We start from the raw sequence: 16,438 nt of genomic DNA on the forward strand, positions 1-16,438 counted from the left end.
CAAGCAATTTGCGAACTCGAAAGAGGCCAGATTGCGGTGTGTGAAGATGACAGACCGAAAGTTTGAAGCACAAACCAAACCTATTACATACCCATTTGCTGGCTCGTTGCATAAGCAACGGATCGGCTCCAGAATTTCTTGACGACCATAGAGCGTTGGAACCACCTGATCCCATCCCGAACTCAGTAGTGAAACGATGCATCGCCGATGGTAGTGTGGGGTTTCCCCATGTGAGAGTAGGTCATCGTCAAGATTAAATTCCGAAACCCCAATTGCGAAAGCAGTTGGGGTTTTGTCTTTGTGCGCGGAAAACATGCCAGTGGCTCGGCTGAAGGAGTACCCACGCTGCAACTGGCTGATCCTCCTGCCGTACTGTTCTGTGTCCCTGAGATGCCTGGAGTTTGGCCGGCAGTAAGGTTGAATGACAGCAGGGAAGAGGAGGCCTGGAGCTGATCCATCTTCGGTGCTGATCACCTCCCATACCCACCCGGGGCAGCTTGTCCAGCGCTTGGAAGGCCATCAGACCAAGGAAAGGTCGCCGTATCACTTCAATCTGGGCAATAGCTCTTCAATACCTGTCCAGCCGTTCAGGAGGGGGCCTGGGAGTCTTATTGAGCGAGGAGAGGTGATCTTTGTGCGCTGTTGCCTGGCGCTGGCTCCAGCTGCTCTGAGCGTCTGCGTTCGAGCTGACACTGTTACTGACAGCCTCCCTTTCCTATGTGCGAGTGTACCGCTGACTTTTGGATAGCCGCCAAGGCCCATTCAGATGCATTTTTCTGCAGGATACTTGTACCGTTGTCATGACCTTGCGTTCATTCGGTTTGGCCCGAAAGTACGGGTCATTTCCATTCAGCTCTAGATATTTCTTTCTTTGAGGTTTTATCCCGGCAGCATGGTGTCAGCGAAAGGGCGGTGTTTGCTACCTGCGCGTTTCATCCTTGTAACCCGAGGTTCGGTATTTTTCTCAGGATACAAACAGGAGCACAACGGATCAGGGCGGGCAGGGATAAACAGGCGGGCACAAAAAAACCGGCTCAAGTGGCCGGTTTCTCTGCTGCTGAGAGGCTGGTAGAGACTCTCAGATACTGCTATGTGGTGCCCCGAGGGAGACTCGAACTCCCACTCCTTTCGAAAACGGATTTTGAATCCGCCGCGTCTACCAATTCCGCCATCAGGGCTCAATGGCGGCGAAGTATAGAGAGGTGAATACCGTTGGTCAATCAGCTTTCATGGTCAATTTTAGTCTATTCCGCTAAACTTCCCGGCCCTGCTAGACGAACCCCATCATGCGCGTTGCTGACTTTACTTTTGAGCTTCCCGATTCGCTGATCGCCCGCCACCCACTGGCCGAGCGTCGCGGTAGTCGCCTGCTGACCCTTGATGGGCCAACCGGTGCACTGGCCCACCGTCAATTCACTGATTTGCTTGAGCATTTGCGCCCGGGCGATCTGATGGTGTTCAACAATACCCGAGTGATTCCGGCCCGCCTGTTCGGCCAGAAGGCCTCCGGCGGCAAGCTGGAGATCCTGGTCGAGCGGGTGCTGGACAGTCACCGCGTGCTGGCCCATGTACGCTCCAGCAAGTCGCCCAAGCCGGGATCGAAGATCCTGATCGACGGCGGTGGCGAGGCCGAGATGCTGGCTCGTCACGACACCCTGTTCGAGCTGGGCTTTGCCGAGGAAGTGCTGCCGCTGCTGGATCGGGTCGGGCACATGCCGTTGCCTCCTTATATAGACCGCCCGGATGAAGGGGCAGACCGCGAGCGCTACCAGACTGTCTATGCCCAGCGTCTGGGTGCAGTGGCTGCGCCGACGGCGGGACTGCACTTCGACCAGCCGCTGCTGGATGCCATCGCTGCGAAGGGCGTGGAGACAGCGTTCGTCACCCTGCACGTGGGTGCCGGAACCTTCCAGCCCGTGCGGGTCGAGCGCATCGAAGATCACCACATGCATCATGAATGGCTGGAAGTCGGCCAGGACGTGGTGGACGCTGTGGCAGCGTGTCGGGCGCGTGGCGGGCGTGTGGTCGCAGTGGGCACCACCAGCGTACGTTCCCTGGAAAGTGCCGCCCGCGATGGCGTGCTCAAGCCGTTCAGCGGCGACACCGACATCTTTATCTACCCGGGCCGGCCGTTCCATGTGATCGATGCCCTGGTGACCAACTTCCACCTGCCGGAATCCACGCTGTTGATGCTGGTTTCGGCGTTCGCCGGTTATCCCGAGACCATGGCCGCCTATCGCGCCGCAGTGGAAAATGGATACCGCTTTTTCAGCTACGGTGATGCGATGTTCATCACCCGTAATCCCGCGCCAACCGCTCCCAAGGATCTGGCCCCCGAGGAAACTGTATGAGTCGCACCTGTCGTATGTCCTTCGAGCTGCTAGCCACTGATGGCAAGGCTCGTCGCGGTCGCCTGACCTTCCCCCGCGGTACGGTGGAAACCCCGGCCTTCATGCCGGTGGGCACCTACGGCACGGTCAAGGGCATGCTGCCGCGTGACATCGAGGCCATTGGTGCCGAGATCATCCTCGGCAACACTTTCCATCTGTGGCTGCGTCCGGGTACGGAAGTGATCAAGGCCCACGGCGACCTGCATGACTTCATGCAGTGGAAGGGGCCGATTCTTACCGATTCTGGCGGCTTCCAGGTGTTCAGCCTGGGTGCCATGCGCAAGATCAAGGAGGAGGGCGTGACCTTCGCCTCGCCGGTGGACGGCGCCAAGGTGTTCATGGGGCCGGAAGAGTCGATGCAAGTGCAGCGCGACCTGGGTTCGGACATCGTCATGATCTTCGATGAATGCACTCCGTACCCGGCTGACGAAGATGTGGCGCGGATCTCGATGGAGCTGTCCTTGCGCTGGGCCCAGCGTTCCAAGAACGCCCATGGTGACAATACTGCGGCTCTGTTCGGTATCGTCCAGGGCGGCATGCACCAGGACCTGCGCATGCGTTCCCTGGAGGGCCTGGACAAGATCGGCTTCGATGGCCTGGCTATCGGTGGCCTGTCGGTGGGTGAACCCAAGCATGAAATGATCAAAGTTCTGGACTACCTGCCAGGTCAGATGCCAGCCGACAAACCTCGTTACCTTATGGGGGTTGGCAAGCCGGAAGATCTGGTTGAGGGTGTGCGCCGCGGTGTGGACATGTTCGATTGCGTGATGCCAACCCGTAATGCCCGCAATGGGCATCTGTTCATCGACACCGGCGTGCTGAAGATCCGTAACGCGTTCCATCGCCATGATGATTCGCCGCTGGATCCAACTTGTGATTGCTATACCTGCCAGAACTTCTCCCGTGCCTACCTGCACCACTTGGACAAGTGCGGAGAAATGCTGGGAAGTATGCTCAATACCATCCATAACTTGCGCCATTACCAGTGCCTTATGGCTGGTTTGCGCGAGGCTATTCAACAAGGTACATTGGCCGCCTTTGTCGATTCCTTCTATGCCAAGCGCGGATTGCCCGTGCCGCCTTTGGATTGAGTTCCAGAGGCGTCAGATACTAATTTTGCAACTATCGGAGTGCTAAATGAGCTTTTTGATCCCTGCCGCTTATGCGGATGCCGCTGCACCTGCCGCTGCCGGTCCTGCTGGCACTGGTTTCGAGTGGATTTTCCTGATTGGCTTCCTGGCCATCTTCTACCTGATGATCTGGCGTCCACAGGCCAAGCGCGCCAAAGAGCAGAAGAACCTGCTGGGTAGCCTGCAGAAAGGCGACGAAGTTGTGACCACTGGCGGTATCGCCGGCAAGATCAACAAAGTGACCGACGACTTCGTGGTTCTGGAAGTGTCGGACTCGGTTGAACTGAAGTTCCAGAAGGGCGCGATCGCTGCCACGCTGCCAAAAGGCACGCTGAAAGCGATCTAAGTTTCATCTTTTACCAATCGACGGGGCGCGCAAGGCGCCCCGCGTCATAAACGGGCGGCGTGATGCTGAACAAATATCCTCTGTGGAAGTACCTACTGATCCTGGCGGTGCTGGCGATCGGTTTTATTTATTCCGCTCCCAATCTATACCCTGATGACCCGGCCATTCAGGTCAGCGGCGCAAGTACTGCGTTGCAGGTCACTCAGGTGGATCTGGATCGTGCGAGCAAAGCGCTCAACGACGCCGGTATCAACGTCAAGGCTTCTTCCATTGCCGCCAACGGCAAGGGTGGCCTGCTGCGCTTGACCAACAAGGAAGACCAGCTTCCGGCCAAGGATGTAGTGCGCAAGGCGCTGGGCGATGACTACGTGGTGGCGTTGAACCTGGCGCAAACCACTCCACAATGGTTGCGCAACCTCGGCGCGCACCCGATGAAGCTGGGCCTGGACCTTTCCGGTGGTGTGCACTTCCTGTTGGAAGTGGATATGGAAAAAGCCCTCGACGCACGCATGAAGGTCTACGAAGGCGACGTCAAGAGCCTGCTGCGCAAAGAGCGTCTGCGCTATCGCAGCCTGCCGCAGCTCAATGGTGCCATCCAGCTGGGCTTCAGCGATGAAGACAGCCGTGAACAGGCCCGTTCGCTGATCCGCAAGAATTTCAATGATTTCGACATCGTACCGGCCGACCTCAATGGTCAACCGGTGCTGCGTCTGGCGATGACCCCGGCCAAGCTGGCGGAAATCCGCGAATACTCCATCAAGCAGAACCTGACCACCGTGCGTAACCGGGTCAACGAACTGGGTGTGGCCGAACCTCTGGTCCAGCGCCAGGGTGCCAACCGGATCGTGGTCGAGTTGCCGGGTGTGCAGGATACTGCCGAAGCCAAGCGGATCCTGGGCAAGACTGCCAACCTGGAGTTCCGCCTGGCCGCCGAGCCGGGAGCTACCAAGGCTACTGCCGAATCCTTCGAGTTCCGTGAAGGCAACCGTCCTCCTGCGCTTATCGAGCGTGGCCTGATCATCACCGGTGACCAGGTCACCGACGCCCAGGCCAGCTACGACGAGCATGGTCGTCCACAGGTGAACATCAAGCTCGATGGCCATGGCGGCGAGCTGATGAGCCGTTCGACCCGCAATAACGTCGGTCGTGGCATGGCGGTGATCTTCATCGAGCAGAAACCGATCACCACCTACACCAAGCAAGTGGTGGACGGTGTCGAGAAAGACGTGCCCGTGCAGTCTTTCAAGGAAGAGAAGAAGATCATCAGCCTGGCGACCATCCAGTCGCCACTGGGCAGCCAGTTCCGCATCACCGGCCTGAACGGCCAGGGTGAGTCCTCGGAATTGGCTCTGTTGCTGCGTGCCGGTGGTCTGGCTGCACCGATGTACTTCGCCGAAGAGCGCACAATCGGTCCGAGCCTGGGTGCCGACAACATCACCAAGGGTATCGATGCGTCGCTGTGGGGCATGCTGTTCGTGTCGCTGTTCATCATCGCCATCTACCGCTTCTTCGGCCTGATCGCCACAGTGGCACTGGCACTGAACATGGTCCTGCTGCTGGCCCTGATGTCCTTGCTGGGGGCAACGCTGACCCTGCCAGGTATCGCCGGTATCGTGTTGACCATGGGTATGGCGGTGGACGCCAACGTGCTGATCTTCTCGCGGATTCGAGAGGAAATAGCGGCCGGCATGACTGTGCAGCGGGCAATCAACGAAGGCTTTGGTCGTGCGTTCACGGCGATTCTGGACTCCAACCTGACCACACTGCTGGTGGGTGGGATTCTCTTCGCCATGGGTACCGGCCCGGTCAAGGGCTTTGCGGTGACCATGTCCCTCGGGATCTTTACCTCGATGTTCACGGCCATCTGGCTGACCCGCGCGATGGTCAACCTGATCTTCGGCGGTCGTGACTTCAAGAAGTTGTGGATTTAAGGGGCTGCCATGTTACGTACTATCAACTTCATGGGCGTGCGCAGCGTTGCGTTCAGCCTCACCGTGCTCCTGACCGTTCTGGCGTTGTTCAGCTGGTTCCACAAGGGCTTGAACTATGGCCTGGACTTCACCGGCGGTACGCTCATCGAGCTGACCTACGAGCGTCCGGCGGATGTGATGAAGGTGCGCTCCCAGTTGAGCGACGCCGGTTATCACGAAGCGATCGTGCAGAGTTTCGGTGCGACGACCGACTTGCTGGTGCGCATGCCGGGTGAAGACCCGCAACTGGGTCACCAGGTGGCAGCGGCCCTGCAGAAGGTCGGCGGCGAGAACCCGGCGCAGGTCAAGCGCGTCGAGTTCGTCGGCCCGCAGGTGGGTGAGGAGCTGCGCGACCAGGGCGGCCTCGGCATGCTCATGGCGCTGGGTGGCATCCTTATCTACCTGGCCTTCCGCTTCCAGTGGAAATTCGCCGTGGGTGCCATCGTTTCGCTGATCCACGACGTGGTGGTGACGGTGGGTATTCTCTCGTTCTTCCAGATCACCTTCGACCTGACGGTGCTGGCGGCGGTGCTGGCGATCATTGGCTACTCGCTCAACGACACCATCGTGGTGTTCGACCGGGTGCGTGAGAACTTCCGTGTGCTGCGCAAGGCCAGTCTGATCGAAAACATCAACATCTCGACCACCCAGACTCTGCTGCGGACCATGGCTACCTCGATCTCCACCCTGTTGGCGATCATTGCCCTGCTGTTCTTTGGTGGCGACAACTTGCATGGCTTCTCCATCGCCTTGTTCGTTGGTGTGCTGGCAGGTACCTACTCTTCGATCTACATCGCCAACGTGGTGCTGATCTGGTTAAACCTGAGCAGCGAGGACTTGATCCCTGCGGCCAACACCGAGAAGGAAGTGGACGATCGTCCATGAGGGCCTGAGCTCTCCGGCTGTCAGCAAAAAAGGCGCGAGTGTTGAACTCGCGCCTTTTTTTTTGCTCCAAGGCTGGGAGAAGCGCGGGTTATGACCCGTATGTATGGTCAGGAGGTTCACGTGAACAAGTCGTTGCTGGTTGGTGCGGTATTGGGTGCTGTCGGTGTCACCGCCGGGGGTGCTGTGGCCACCTACAGCCTGGTTAAAAGCGGCCCTGAGTATGCGCAAGTACTGGCGGTTCAGCCGGTCAAGCAACAGATCAAGACTCCTCGTGAAGTCTGCAAGGATGTCGCTGTGACTCGGCAGCGACCGGTCAAGGACGAGCATCAGATCCTGGGTACCGTGGCGGGCGCAGTGGGTGGCGGGTTGCTCGGCAGCATGATCGGCGGAGGTAATGGCCGCAAGATCGCGACAGTGGCGGGCGCGGTGGGTGGTGGTTACGCGGGCAACAAGGTGCAGGAGGGTATGCAGGAGCGCGATACCTACACCACGACGCAGACCCGTTGCAGCACGGTCAACGATATCAGCGACAAGGTCGTGGGTTATGACGTGAAGTACGACCTGGGTGGCAAGCAGGGCCAGGTCCGCATGGATCGTGATCCGGGGAACCAGATCCCGGTGGACAAGGAAGGTCGGCTGATTCTCGGTCAGAACCAGCCAGGTCAATAAAATTTTGCCCGGGACCGGTCATCCGGCTGTACTGCAGGCATAAAAAAAGCACCCCTAGGGGTGCTTTTTTGTGGCTGATGCTTAACGCTTCAGCGAGGCAGGCAGGTGCGGCTGGATTGCAGTCAGAACCGCCTTGAAGCACTTGGTGTTACCCGCCACCACGTGGCCTTTTTCCAGGAAGTCGTGACCACCGGTGAAGTCGCTCACCAGGCCGCCGGCTTCCTGGATCAGCAGGGCGCCTGCTGCCATGTCCCACTCGGACAGGCCCGACTCCCAGAACGCGTCGAAGCGACCTGCGGCAACGTAGGCCAGGTCCAGGCTTGCGGCGCCAGCGCGGCGGATGCCAGCGGTCTGGCCTACCAGGGCGCGGAACATGCCCAGGTAGTTGTCGAGGTTGTCCATCTGGTCATCACGGAACGGGAAGCCGGTGCCCAGCAGTGCGCCATCGAGGCTGGTGCGACTGCTGACTCGCAGGCGCCGGCCATTGAGCTGGGCTCCACGACCGCGGCTGGCGGTGAACTCTTCCTGGCGAACCGGGTCCAGGACCACTGCATGTTCCAGGCGACCGCGATATTTACAAGCGATGCTCACGGCAAAGTGCGGGACGCCGCGCAGGAAGTTGGTGGTACCGTCCAGGGGGTCGATGATCCACAGGTACTCTTCGCCTTCGATCCCGGTGCCGGCGTGCAGGCCGGTCTCTTCGCCCATGATCGAGTGATTCGGGTAGGCCTTGCGCAGCGCGTCGATGATCTTCTGTTCGGCGGCGCGATCGACTTCGGACACATAGTCCTTGGCGTCTTTTTCATCGACCTTGATGGTATCCAGGCGCTCGATGGAGCGGAAAATCAGTTCACTGGCGCTGCGGGCGGCGCGCAGCGCGATATTCAGCATTGGCTGCATGGATAGGTCACCTAAGGTTGTTAAAGAAAGCCGAGCATTCTAGCAGAAAAACTTTGCAGATGAAGTTCGGAGTTCGCTTCGATTGCATCTGGCCGCCGTATGGTGCGTGCTGGCAGCTTGCAAGCCCCCTTGTGGGCTGGAGCGGTTATTTTTAAGACGAGAGACCGGTCCGTTCTGTAAGATTTGTTCCCCTTTCCCGTGTCCGAGAGCGCCTCCCTTGCTGCAGAACATTCGTGTCGTCCTGGTCAATACCAGTCATCCCGGCAATATCGGTGGGGCTGCGCGCGCCATGAAAAACATGGGGCTGGCGCGGCTGGTACTGGTGGAGCCGCGGGTGTTTCCCTCCCTTGAGGCGGACGCGCGGGCGTCTGGTGCCACCGATATCCTGGAAAACGCCCAGGTGGTTGCCACGCTTGAGGAGGCTCTGGTCGGTTGCACGCTGGTGTTCGGCACCAGCGCCCGAGAGCGGAGCATCCCCTGGCCCTTGCTCGACCCTCGGGAGTCCGGTGCCAAGGTAGTGGAGCAAGCAGCGCAGGGCGCGCAGATCGCCCTGGTGTTCGGTCGCGAAGACTCCGGCTTGACTAATGACGAGCTGCAGCGATGTCATTTCCATGTGCATATCCCGTCGGATCCGACGTTCAGCTCGCTGAACCTGGCGACGGCGGTGCAGGTGCTGAGTTATGAAGTGCGCATGTCCTGGTTGGCAGTACAAGGCCGGCCAGACAAGACTGCGAGGGATGAAGCGGCCGCGCCCGGCGATGAGCTGGCGACCATGGATGAGCTGGAGCGATTCTACGAGCATCTGCAGCAGACGCTGGTGGATATCGATTTCCTCGATCCGCAGAAGCCTCGGCACTTGATGGCGCGCCTGCGTCGGTTGTATGGCCGCAGCTCGGTCAGCCGGGTGGAAATGAATATATTGCGCGGCATCCTCACGGAAACCCAGAAGTCGGCCCGCGGGGAGCTGCAGAAGCGGAAGGATCAATGATGTTCGAGCGACTGCGTGAAGATATCCAAAGTGTGTTTCATCGTGACCCGGCGGCGCGCAACGCCTTCGAGGTGCTGACCTGCTATCCCGGCATGCACGCAATCTGGATTCATCGTTTGTCCGGCGCCTTGTGGGGCATGGGTTGGAAGTGGCTAGCGCGTCTGGTATCGAACTTCGGTCGCTGGCTGACCGGAATCGAGATTCATCCGGGAGCCAAGGTTGGGCGTCGTTTCTTTATCGACCATGGCATGGGCATTGTCATTGGTGAAACGGCCGAAATTGGCGACGATGTGACGCTCTATCAGGGGGTGACCCTGGGTGGTACCACCTGGAACAAGGGTAAGCGTCACCCGACTCTGGAGGATGGCGTGGTGGTCGGGGCCGGGGCGAAGGTGCTTGGCCCGTTCACCGTCGGGGCAGGGGCAAAGGTCGGCTCCAATGCGGTAGTGACCAAGGAGGTGCCGGCGGGGGCGACGGTGGTGGGGATTCCTGGGCGAATCATCATGAAGTCCAGCGACGAGCAGCAAGCCAAGCGCAAGGCCATGGCCGAGAAGCTGGGGTTCGATGCCTATGGCGTCAGTGAGGACATGCCGGACCCGGTGGCTCGCGCCATTGGTCAGTTGCTCGATCACTTGCAGGCTGTCGATGGACGCCTCGAGGGTATGTGCGGCGCCCTGAAGGACCTGGGGAGCGACTACTGTGCCAAGGACCTGCCTGCGCTGCGCGAGGAGGATTTCGCCGGCGTGAAAGACAAGAGCGATAGTCAGGTCGGCTGAGGAATTACGGTTCGGTCCCTGCAGTGGTGCCGGGTTTTCCGTAAATAACAGTCGCGCGGGGCAGTAATCGACCCGCGGGTCGGTTGTCGCTATCCCGATGTGCCATTACGTCGCAGACTTTGCTATGATTCGCGCGCTCTTTTGCGGGTAAACCCGACTAAAGTAGTTGGTCTTATAGTTGACTCGATTACTCGGGTATTGCATACTCGCCTCCATTCCGAAACTCCGTGGTACTTGTCCATGCGACTGACTACTAAAGGCCGATATGCGGTGACCGCCATGCTTGATCTGGCGTTGCATGCGCAACATGGCCCGGTCTCCCTGGCCGATATCTCTGAGCGCCAAGGCATTTCTCTGTCCTACCTCGAACAGCTTTTCGCCAAATTGCGCCGAAGCAATCTGGTGTCCAGTGTCCGGGGACCCGGCGGCGGCTATCAGCTGTCCCGCGACATGCAGGGGATTCAGGTGGCCCAGGTGATCGATGCGGTGAACGAATCGGTCGATGCGACCAAATGCCAGGGATTGGGCGACTGCCATGCCGGTGACACGTGTCTCACCCATCACTTGTGGTGCGATCTGAGCCTGCAAATTCACGAATTTCTAAGCGGTATCAGCTTGGCTGACCTTGTGACTCGCCGTGAGGTGCAAGAGGTAGCCCAGCGTCAGGACCAGCGCCGTTGTAATGGCAAGGCGCCGCGCCTGGACAAGATTGAAGCGTCCGCCGTCGAATGACAGCCGAAGAGCTAGCGGTACGCCAGCCAGCCTGATTTAGGAGAGAGTCCATGAAATTGCCGATTTACCTTGATTACTCAGCAACCACGCCGGTCGATCCGCGTGTTGCGCAAAAGATGAGTGAATGCCTGCTGGTTGACGGGAACTTCGGTAACCCGGCTTCCCGCTCCCACGTGTTCGGCTGGAAGGCCGAGGAGTCGGTGGAAAACGCCCGTCGCCAAGTGGCTGACCTGGTTAACGCCGACCCGCGTGAAATCGTCTGGACTTCCGGTGCCACCGAGTCCGATAACCTGGCTATCAAGGGTGTCGCGCATTTCTACCACACCAAGGGCAAGCACCTGATCACCTCGAAGATCGAGCACAAGGCTGTCCTGGACACCATGCGCCAACTCGAGCGCGAAGGCTTCGAGGTGACCTACATCGAGCCCGGTGAAGATGGTCTGATTACTCCAGCCATGGTTGAGGCTGCCCTGCGTGACGACACCATCCTGGTTTCGATCATGCACGTGAACAATGAAATCGGCACCGTCAACGACATCGCCGCCATCGGCGAGTTGACCCGTTCCAAAGGCATTCTGTTCCACGTCGACGGCGCTCAGTCCACCGGCAAGGTCGAAATCGACCTGCAGGCCCTGAAAGTCGACCTGATGTCCTTCTCTGCCCACAAGACCTACGGCCCTAAAGGCATTGGCGCGCTGTACGTCAGCCGCAAGCCTCGTGTGCGCCTGGAAGCCACCATGCACGGTGGCGGCCACGAACGCGGCATGCGTTCCGGCACCCTGGCTACTCACCAGATCGTCGGTATGGGTGAAGCCTTCCGTGTCGCCAAGGAAGACATGGCGGTCGAAAATGCTCGCATCCAGGCGCTGAGCGATCGGTTCTACAAGCAAGTTGAACATCTGGAAGAGTTGTACATCAACGGCAGCATGACTGCCCGTGTGCCACACAACCTGAACCTGAGCTTCAACTATGTCGAAGGCGAGTCGTTGATCATGGCTCTCAAGGATCTGGCGGTGTCGTCCGGTTCTGCCTGTACTTCGGCCTCCCTGGAGCCTTCGTACGTACTGCGCGCCCTGGGCCGCAACGACGAGCTGGCTCATAGTTCGATCCGCTTCACCTTCGGCCGCTTCACTACCGAAGAGGAAATCGACTACGCCGCGCAGAAGGTTTGCGAGGCTGTTACCAAGCTGCGCGCCCTGTCGCCGTTGTGGGACATGTTCAAAGACGGTGTCGATATCTCGAAGATCGAGTGGGCGGCACATTGAATTTAAGTCGCCGCACGGGGCTCTGCAGGGCGTAAGAGACGACGATTTGCGGAGCTCGAGAGCGACTCTCTGATGAGTGAGGATTAAGAATCATGGCTTACAGCGAAAAGGTCATCGACCACTACGAGAACCCGCGTAACGTCGGCAAGATGAACGCGGAAGATCCGGATGTCGGCACCGGCATGGTCGGTGCTCCTGCCTGTGGCGACGTGATGCGCCTGCAGATCAAGGTCAACGAGCAGGGCATCATCGAAGATGCCAAGTTCAAGACCTACGGCTGCGGCTCGGCCATTGCTTCCAGTTCCCTGGCCACTGAGTGGATGAAGGGCAAGACTCTGGACGAAGCCGAGACCATCAAGAACACCCAGCTGGCTGAAGAGCTGGCTCTGCCTCCAGTGAAGATTCACTGCTCTGTACTCGCCGAAGACGCCATCAAGGCTGCCGTGCGCGACTACAAGCAGAAGAAAGGCCTGATCTGACCGATCGGCTTTCACAGATTTGGCGACAAGTAAGGAGTCACGATGGCTATCAGCATGACAGAAGCGGCTGCTCAACACGTGCGACGCTCCCTCAATGGGCGCGGCAAGGGTGATGGGATTCGTCTGGGTGTTCGCACCACGGGCTGTTCCGGCCTTGCCTACGTGCTGGAGTTCGTCGATGAGATAGGTGAGGACGATCAGGTGTTCGAGAGTCACGGCGAGAAGGTGATCATCGACCCCAAGAGCCTCACCTATCTGGACGGCACCGAGCTTGATTTCGTCAAGGAAGGGTTGAACGAGGGCTTCAAGTTCAACAACCCGAACGTGCGCGGTGAGTGTGGCTGCGGCGAAAGCTTCAATATCTGAGGCTTCTTGTGGGTACTCCTTGTCATTTCGCATTATTTGAGCTGCAACCGAGTTTCCGCCTGGATCTCGAGCAGCTGGCCGCGCGCTACCGAGAGTTGGCGCGTGGGGTTCATCCAGACCGTTTTGCCGATGCTTCCGAGCGCGAGCAGCGCCTGGCCCTGGAGCAGTCGGCAAGCCTCAACGAGGCCTACCAGACCCTCAAGAGTCCACCCAAGCGCGCTCGTTACCTGCTGGCCTTGAATGGCGGTGAGTTGCCGTTGGAAGTCACGGTGCATGATCCGGAGTTTCTTCTGCAGCAGATGCAATGGCGCGAAGAGCTCGAAGACTTGCAGGACAGTGCCGACCTTCCCGGTGTGGCAGCGTTCAAGCGTCGGCTCAAGATCGCCCAGGATGAACTGAACGAAAGCTTCGCAGCCTGTTGGGATGATGCAGCGCAGCGCGAGCAGGCCGAACGCCTGATGCGGCGCATGCAGTTCCTCGACAAGCTCACCTACGAAGTGCGCCAGCTAGAAGAGCGCCTCGACGATTAACCTAGTGCCGCTCCGGTCGCACGCCTGATATACAGATAAGTCCAGATAGACATGGCCCTACTGCAGATCGCTGAACCCGGCCAAAGTCCTCAACCGCACCAGCGTCGTCTGGCTGTGGGTATCGACTTGGGTACTACCAATTCGCTGGTCGCTGCCTTGCGCAGCGGCCTTTCCGAGCCGCTGGCGGATGCGCAGGGGCAGGTCATTCTGCCGTCTGCGGTGCGTTATCACGCCGATCGCGTCGAAGTGGGCGAGTCTGCCCGCCTGGCGGCTCCCACTGATCCCTTGAATACCGTGCTTTCGGTCAAGCGCTTGATGGGACGCGGCCTGTCCGACGTCAAGCAGCTGGGTGAGCAATTGCCCTATCGCTTCGTCGGAGGTGAGTCGCACATGCCGTTCATCGAGACCATCCAAGGGCCGAAAAGCCCGGTGGAAGTCTCGGCTGAAGTGCTCAAGGTGCTGCGTCAGCGTGCTGAAGCGACACTGGGTGGCGAGCTGGTAGGTGCGGTGATCACGGTTCCCGCCTATTTCGACGATGCCCAGCGCCAAGCCACCAAGGATGCTGCCAAGCTGGCCGGCCTGAATGTGTTGCGCCTGCTTAACGAGCCGACCGCTGCAGCCGTGGCCTACGGTCTGGACCAGCACGCCGAAGGTGTGGTGGCAATCTACGATCTGGGTGGCGGTACTTTCGATATTTCCATTTTGCGCCTGACTGGCGGTGTCTTCGAAGTGCTGGCCACTGGCGGTGATACCGCGCTGGGCGGCGATGACTTCGATCATGCCGTTGCCGGCTGGATCATCGAGGGGGCGGGCTTGTCCGCCGATCTGGATCCGGGCACTCAGCGCAATCTGTTGCAAACCGCTTGCGCGGCCAAGGAAGCCCTGACCCACGCCGCTTCGGTGGAAGTGGTATACGGCGATTGGCGCGCAGCACTGACCCGCGAAACCTTCGACGCTCTGATCGAGCCCATGGTGGCGCGCAGCCTCAAGGCCTGTCGCCGAGCCGTGCGTGACTCCAATGTCGAGCTGGAAGAAGTGCAGGCCGTGGTCATGGTCGGTGGTTCGACCCGTGTGCCACGAGTGCGTGAAGCGGTCGCCGAGATGTTCGCTCGCCAGCCGCTGACCGAGATCGATCCGGACCAGGTGGTGGCCATTGGGGCTGCGATCCAGGCCGATACCCTGGCCGGCAACAAGCGCGAAGGCGGCGAGTTGCTGCTGCTGGATGTCATTCCGCTGTCCCTGGGGCTGGAAACCATGGGCGGGCTGATGGAAAAGGTGATTCCGCGCAACACGACCATTCCGGTTGCCCGTGCCCAGGATTTCACCACCTACAAGGATGGCCAGACGGCCATGATGGTTCATGTGCTGCAGGGTGAGCGCGAGCTGATCAGCGATTGCCGTTCCCTCGCACGCTTCGAATTGCGTGGTATCCCGCCGATGGTGGCCGGTGCGGCGAAGATCCGCGTGACCTTCCAGGTCGATGCCGATGGCCTGCTCAGTGTTTCTGCGCGGGAGTTGGGTTCGGGCGTCGAAGCTAGCATCCAGGTCAAGCCGTCCTACGGTCTGACCGATGGCGAGATCGCCAAGATGCTCAAGGACTCCTTCCAGTACGCCGGCGACGACAAGGTAGCCCGCGTGCTGCGCGAGCAGCAGGTTGATGCCCAACGTCTGATCGAGGCTGTGCAAGGGGCTCTGGACGCCGATGGTGAGCGTCTGCTGGATGCCGAGGAGCGCATGGTCATCGAATTGCAGATGCAGGAACTGAGTGAATTGATGCGTGGCACCGATGGTTACGCCATCGAGCAGCAGACCAAACGTCTGTCGCAAGTGACCGACGCCTTTGCTGCCCGCCGCCTGGATTCGACGGTGAAAGCCGCTCTGGCGGGGCGCAACCTGAATGAAATCGAGGAATAACTGATGCCGCAGATCATTTTTCTGCCACACGCCGTGTTCTGTCCGGACGGCTTGGTTGTAGAGGTCGAGCCTGGTGTTTCGGTGCTCGACGTTGCCCATGACAACCACATCGAGATCGAAAGCGCCTGTGGCGGCGTCTGTGCCTGCACCACCTGCCATTGCATCATTCGTGAGGGCTTCGACTCGCTGAACGAGGCCGATGAGCTGGAAGAGGACCTGCTGGACAAGGCCTGGGGCCTGGAAGCCCAGTCGCGCCTGTCGTGCCAGGCTATCGTCGGCGATGAAGACCTGACCGTTGAAATTCCCAAGTACTCGCTCAACCATGCCGCCGAAGCGCCGCACTGATTCAAGGAGCCATCATGAGTCTGAAGTGGGTTGATGTACTGGAGATCGCGATCCAGCTGGCTGATTCCAAGCCGGATGTGGATCCGCGTTATGTGAACTTTGTCGATCTGCACAAGTGGGTTCTGGCATTGCCGGAGTTCAGTGACGATCCGGCTCGCGGAGGCGAGAAGGTTCTTGAAGCAATTCAGGCCGCCTGGATCGACGAAACTGACTGAATCCGCGGGCTACGCAGTTAGGCAATCCCTTTAAACCCGCGTATAATTCGCGGGTTTAATTTTTCGCTTTAATCACCGTTTCTGGAGTTACACCATGGCTGTTCAACGTACTTTCTCCATCATCAAGCCTGACGCTGTTGCAAAAAACGTTATCGGCAAGATCGTTTCCCGTTTTGAAGAAGCCGGCCTGCGCGTTGTAGCTTCGAAAATGAAGCAACTGTCCAAGGCCGAAGCCGAAGGCTTCTACGCTGAGCACAGCGAGCGCGGCTTCTTTGGCGAACTGGTTGCCTTCATGACCTCCGGTCCGGTTGTCGTTCAGGTTCTGGAAGGCGAAAACGCCATTGCTCGCAACCGTGAGCTGATGGGCGCTACCAACCCTAAAGAAGCTGCTGCCGGCACCATCCGCGCCGACTTCGCCGAGTCCATCGACGCCAACGCCGTTCACGGTTCGGACTCCGAAGCTGCCGCTGCTCGCGAAATCGCTTACTTCTTCGCAGCTACCGAGGTAACCACTCGCTGAGCCGACAGGCCTGTGAGT

The 16,438-nt window shown here is 59.3% G+C and carries 18 protein-coding genes, 1 tRNA gene and 1 rRNA gene; 18 read left to right on the top strand and 2 right to left on the bottom strand.

What is annotated here, in order from left to right:
• Window positions 1-137 precede the first annotated feature (137 nt).
• Window positions 138-253 (top strand): 5S ribosomal RNA (gene rrf / locus LGQ10_RS25330).
• 840 nt (window positions 254-1,093) lie between these two features.
• On the opposite strand, the gene LGQ10_RS25335 is transcribed toward rrf, so the two are convergent.
• Window positions 1,094-1,178: transfer RNA gene (locus LGQ10_RS25335), tRNA-Leu, on the bottom strand.
• A 108-nt stretch (window positions 1,179-1,286) separates the two neighbouring features.
• Between LGQ10_RS25335 and queA the strand changes: the two genes are divergently transcribed.
• The 6 genes from queA to LGQ10_RS25365 all read left to right on the top strand — a co-directional run bounded on the left by queA (window position 1,287) and on the right by LGQ10_RS25365 (window position 7,390).
• Window positions 1,287-2,351 (top strand): tRNA preQ1(34) S-adenosylmethionine ribosyltransferase-isomerase QueA, encoded by a 1,065-nt coding sequence (gene queA / locus LGQ10_RS25340; RefSeq protein WP_058435687.1) that lies wholly within the window; start codon window positions 1,287-1,289, stop codon window positions 2,349-2,351.
• A gap of 14 nt (window positions 2,352-2,365) precedes the next feature.
• Window positions 2,366-3,481, top strand: coding sequence for a tRNA guanosine(34) transglycosylase Tgt (gene tgt, locus LGQ10_RS25345; protein ID WP_226526193.1), 1,116 nt, complete (start codon window positions 2,366-2,368; stop codon window positions 3,479-3,481).
• A gap of 46 nt (window positions 3,482-3,527) precedes the next feature.
• Window positions 3,528-3,866: a preprotein translocase subunit YajC gene (gene yajC / locus LGQ10_RS25350; protein WP_015636884.1), complete on the top strand. Its 339-nt coding sequence runs from the start codon at window positions 3,528-3,530 to the stop codon at window positions 3,864-3,866.
• A gap of 62 nt (window positions 3,867-3,928) precedes the next feature.
• Window positions 3,929-5,797, top strand: a complete 1,869-nt coding sequence (gene secD, locus LGQ10_RS25355; RefSeq protein WP_226523554.1) for a protein translocase subunit SecD — start codon at window positions 3,929-3,931, stop codon at window positions 5,795-5,797.
• 9 nt (window positions 5,798-5,806) lie between these two features.
• Entirely contained in the window at window positions 5,807-6,721 is a 915-nt protein-coding gene (secF, locus tag LGQ10_RS25360; protein ID WP_058435684.1) for a protein translocase subunit SecF, read from the top strand.
• A 120-nt stretch (window positions 6,722-6,841) separates the two neighbouring features.
• Window positions 6,842-7,390, top strand: a complete 549-nt coding sequence (locus LGQ10_RS25365) for a glycine zipper 2TM domain-containing protein (RefSeq protein WP_058435683.1) — start codon at window positions 6,842-6,844, stop codon at window positions 7,388-7,390.
• Window positions 7,391-7,471: 81 nt separating this feature from the next.
• On the opposite strand, the gene suhB is transcribed toward LGQ10_RS25365, so the two are convergent.
• On the bottom strand, window positions 7,472-8,290 hold the full coding sequence (suhB, locus tag LGQ10_RS25370) for an inositol-phosphate phosphatase (protein ID WP_058435682.1): 819 nt from the start codon (window positions 8,288-8,290) through the stop codon (window positions 7,472-7,474).
• Between the two features lie 217 nt (window positions 8,291-8,507).
• On the opposite strand from suhB, the gene trmJ reads away from it, so the two are divergent.
• The 11 genes from trmJ to ndk all read left to right on the top strand — a co-directional run bounded on the left by trmJ (window position 8,508) and on the right by ndk (window position 16,420).
• Window positions 8,508-9,278 (top strand): tRNA (cytosine(32)/uridine(32)-2'-O)-methyltransferase TrmJ, encoded by a 771-nt coding sequence (trmJ, locus tag LGQ10_RS25375; protein WP_226523555.1) that lies wholly within the window; start codon window positions 8,508-8,510, stop codon window positions 9,276-9,278.
• Window positions 9,278-10,054 (top strand): serine O-acetyltransferase, encoded by a 777-nt coding sequence (cysE, locus tag LGQ10_RS25380; protein WP_226523556.1) that lies wholly within the window; start codon window positions 9,278-9,280, stop codon window positions 10,052-10,054. Before trmJ ends, cysE begins: the two co-directional genes overlap by 1 nt.
• A 240-nt stretch (window positions 10,055-10,294) precedes the next feature.
• On the top strand, window positions 10,295-10,786 hold the full coding sequence (iscR, locus tag LGQ10_RS25385) for a Fe-S cluster assembly transcriptional regulator IscR (RefSeq protein ID WP_011063217.1): 492 nt from the start codon (window positions 10,295-10,297) through the stop codon (window positions 10,784-10,786).
• A 50-nt stretch (window positions 10,787-10,836) separates the two neighbouring features.
• Window positions 10,837-12,051 carry an IscS subfamily cysteine desulfurase gene (locus LGQ10_RS25390; protein ID WP_058435679.1) on the top strand — a complete coding sequence of 405 codons (1,215 nt, stop codon included), beginning with the start codon at window positions 10,837-10,839 and terminating at the stop codon, window positions 12,049-12,051.
• A gap of 92 nt (window positions 12,052-12,143) precedes the next feature.
• Window positions 12,144-12,530, top strand: a complete 387-nt coding sequence (gene iscU / locus LGQ10_RS25395; RefSeq protein ID WP_007929523.1) for a Fe-S cluster assembly scaffold IscU — start codon at window positions 12,144-12,146, stop codon at window positions 12,528-12,530.
• 42 nt (window positions 12,531-12,572) lie between these two features.
• A complete protein-coding gene (gene iscA, locus LGQ10_RS25400) occupies window positions 12,573-12,896 on the top strand; it encodes an iron-sulfur cluster assembly protein IscA (RefSeq protein ID WP_007929524.1) in 324 nt (107 codons plus the stop codon).
• An 8-nt stretch (window positions 12,897-12,904) separates the two neighbouring features.
• A complete protein-coding gene (hscB, locus tag LGQ10_RS25405; protein ID WP_058435678.1) occupies window positions 12,905-13,426 on the top strand; it encodes a co-chaperone HscB in 522 nt (173 codons plus the stop codon).
• Between the two features lie 51 nt (window positions 13,427-13,477).
• Window positions 13,478-15,340, top strand: a complete 1,863-nt coding sequence (gene hscA / locus LGQ10_RS25410; RefSeq protein ID WP_226523557.1) for a Fe-S protein assembly chaperone HscA — start codon at window positions 13,478-13,480, stop codon at window positions 15,338-15,340.
• Between the two features lie 3 nt (window positions 15,341-15,343).
• The gene (gene fdx, locus LGQ10_RS25415) at window positions 15,344-15,685 is read left to right on the top strand and encodes an ISC system 2Fe-2S type ferredoxin (protein WP_025129554.1); all 342 of its coding nucleotides are present in this window, start codon (window positions 15,344-15,346) and stop codon (window positions 15,683-15,685) included.
• Window positions 15,686-15,699: 14 nt separating this feature from the next.
• Window positions 15,700-15,900 carry a Fe-S cluster assembly protein IscX gene (iscX, locus tag LGQ10_RS25420; RefSeq protein WP_022640701.1) on the top strand — a complete coding sequence of 67 codons (201 nt, stop codon included), beginning with the start codon at window positions 15,700-15,702 and terminating at the stop codon, window positions 15,898-15,900.
• Window positions 15,901-15,994: 94 nt separating this feature from the next.
• Complete coding sequence (gene ndk, locus LGQ10_RS25425) at window positions 15,995-16,420, top strand: nucleoside-diphosphate kinase (RefSeq protein ID WP_022640700.1); 426 nt, start codon at window positions 15,995-15,997, stop codon at window positions 16,418-16,420.
• Window positions 16,421-16,438 lie beyond the last annotated feature (18 nt).

It is taken from the genome of Pseudomonas sp. L5B5, assembly GCF_020520285.1.
GTDB lineage: Bacteria > Pseudomonadota > Gammaproteobacteria > Pseudomonadales > Pseudomonadaceae > Aquipseudomonas.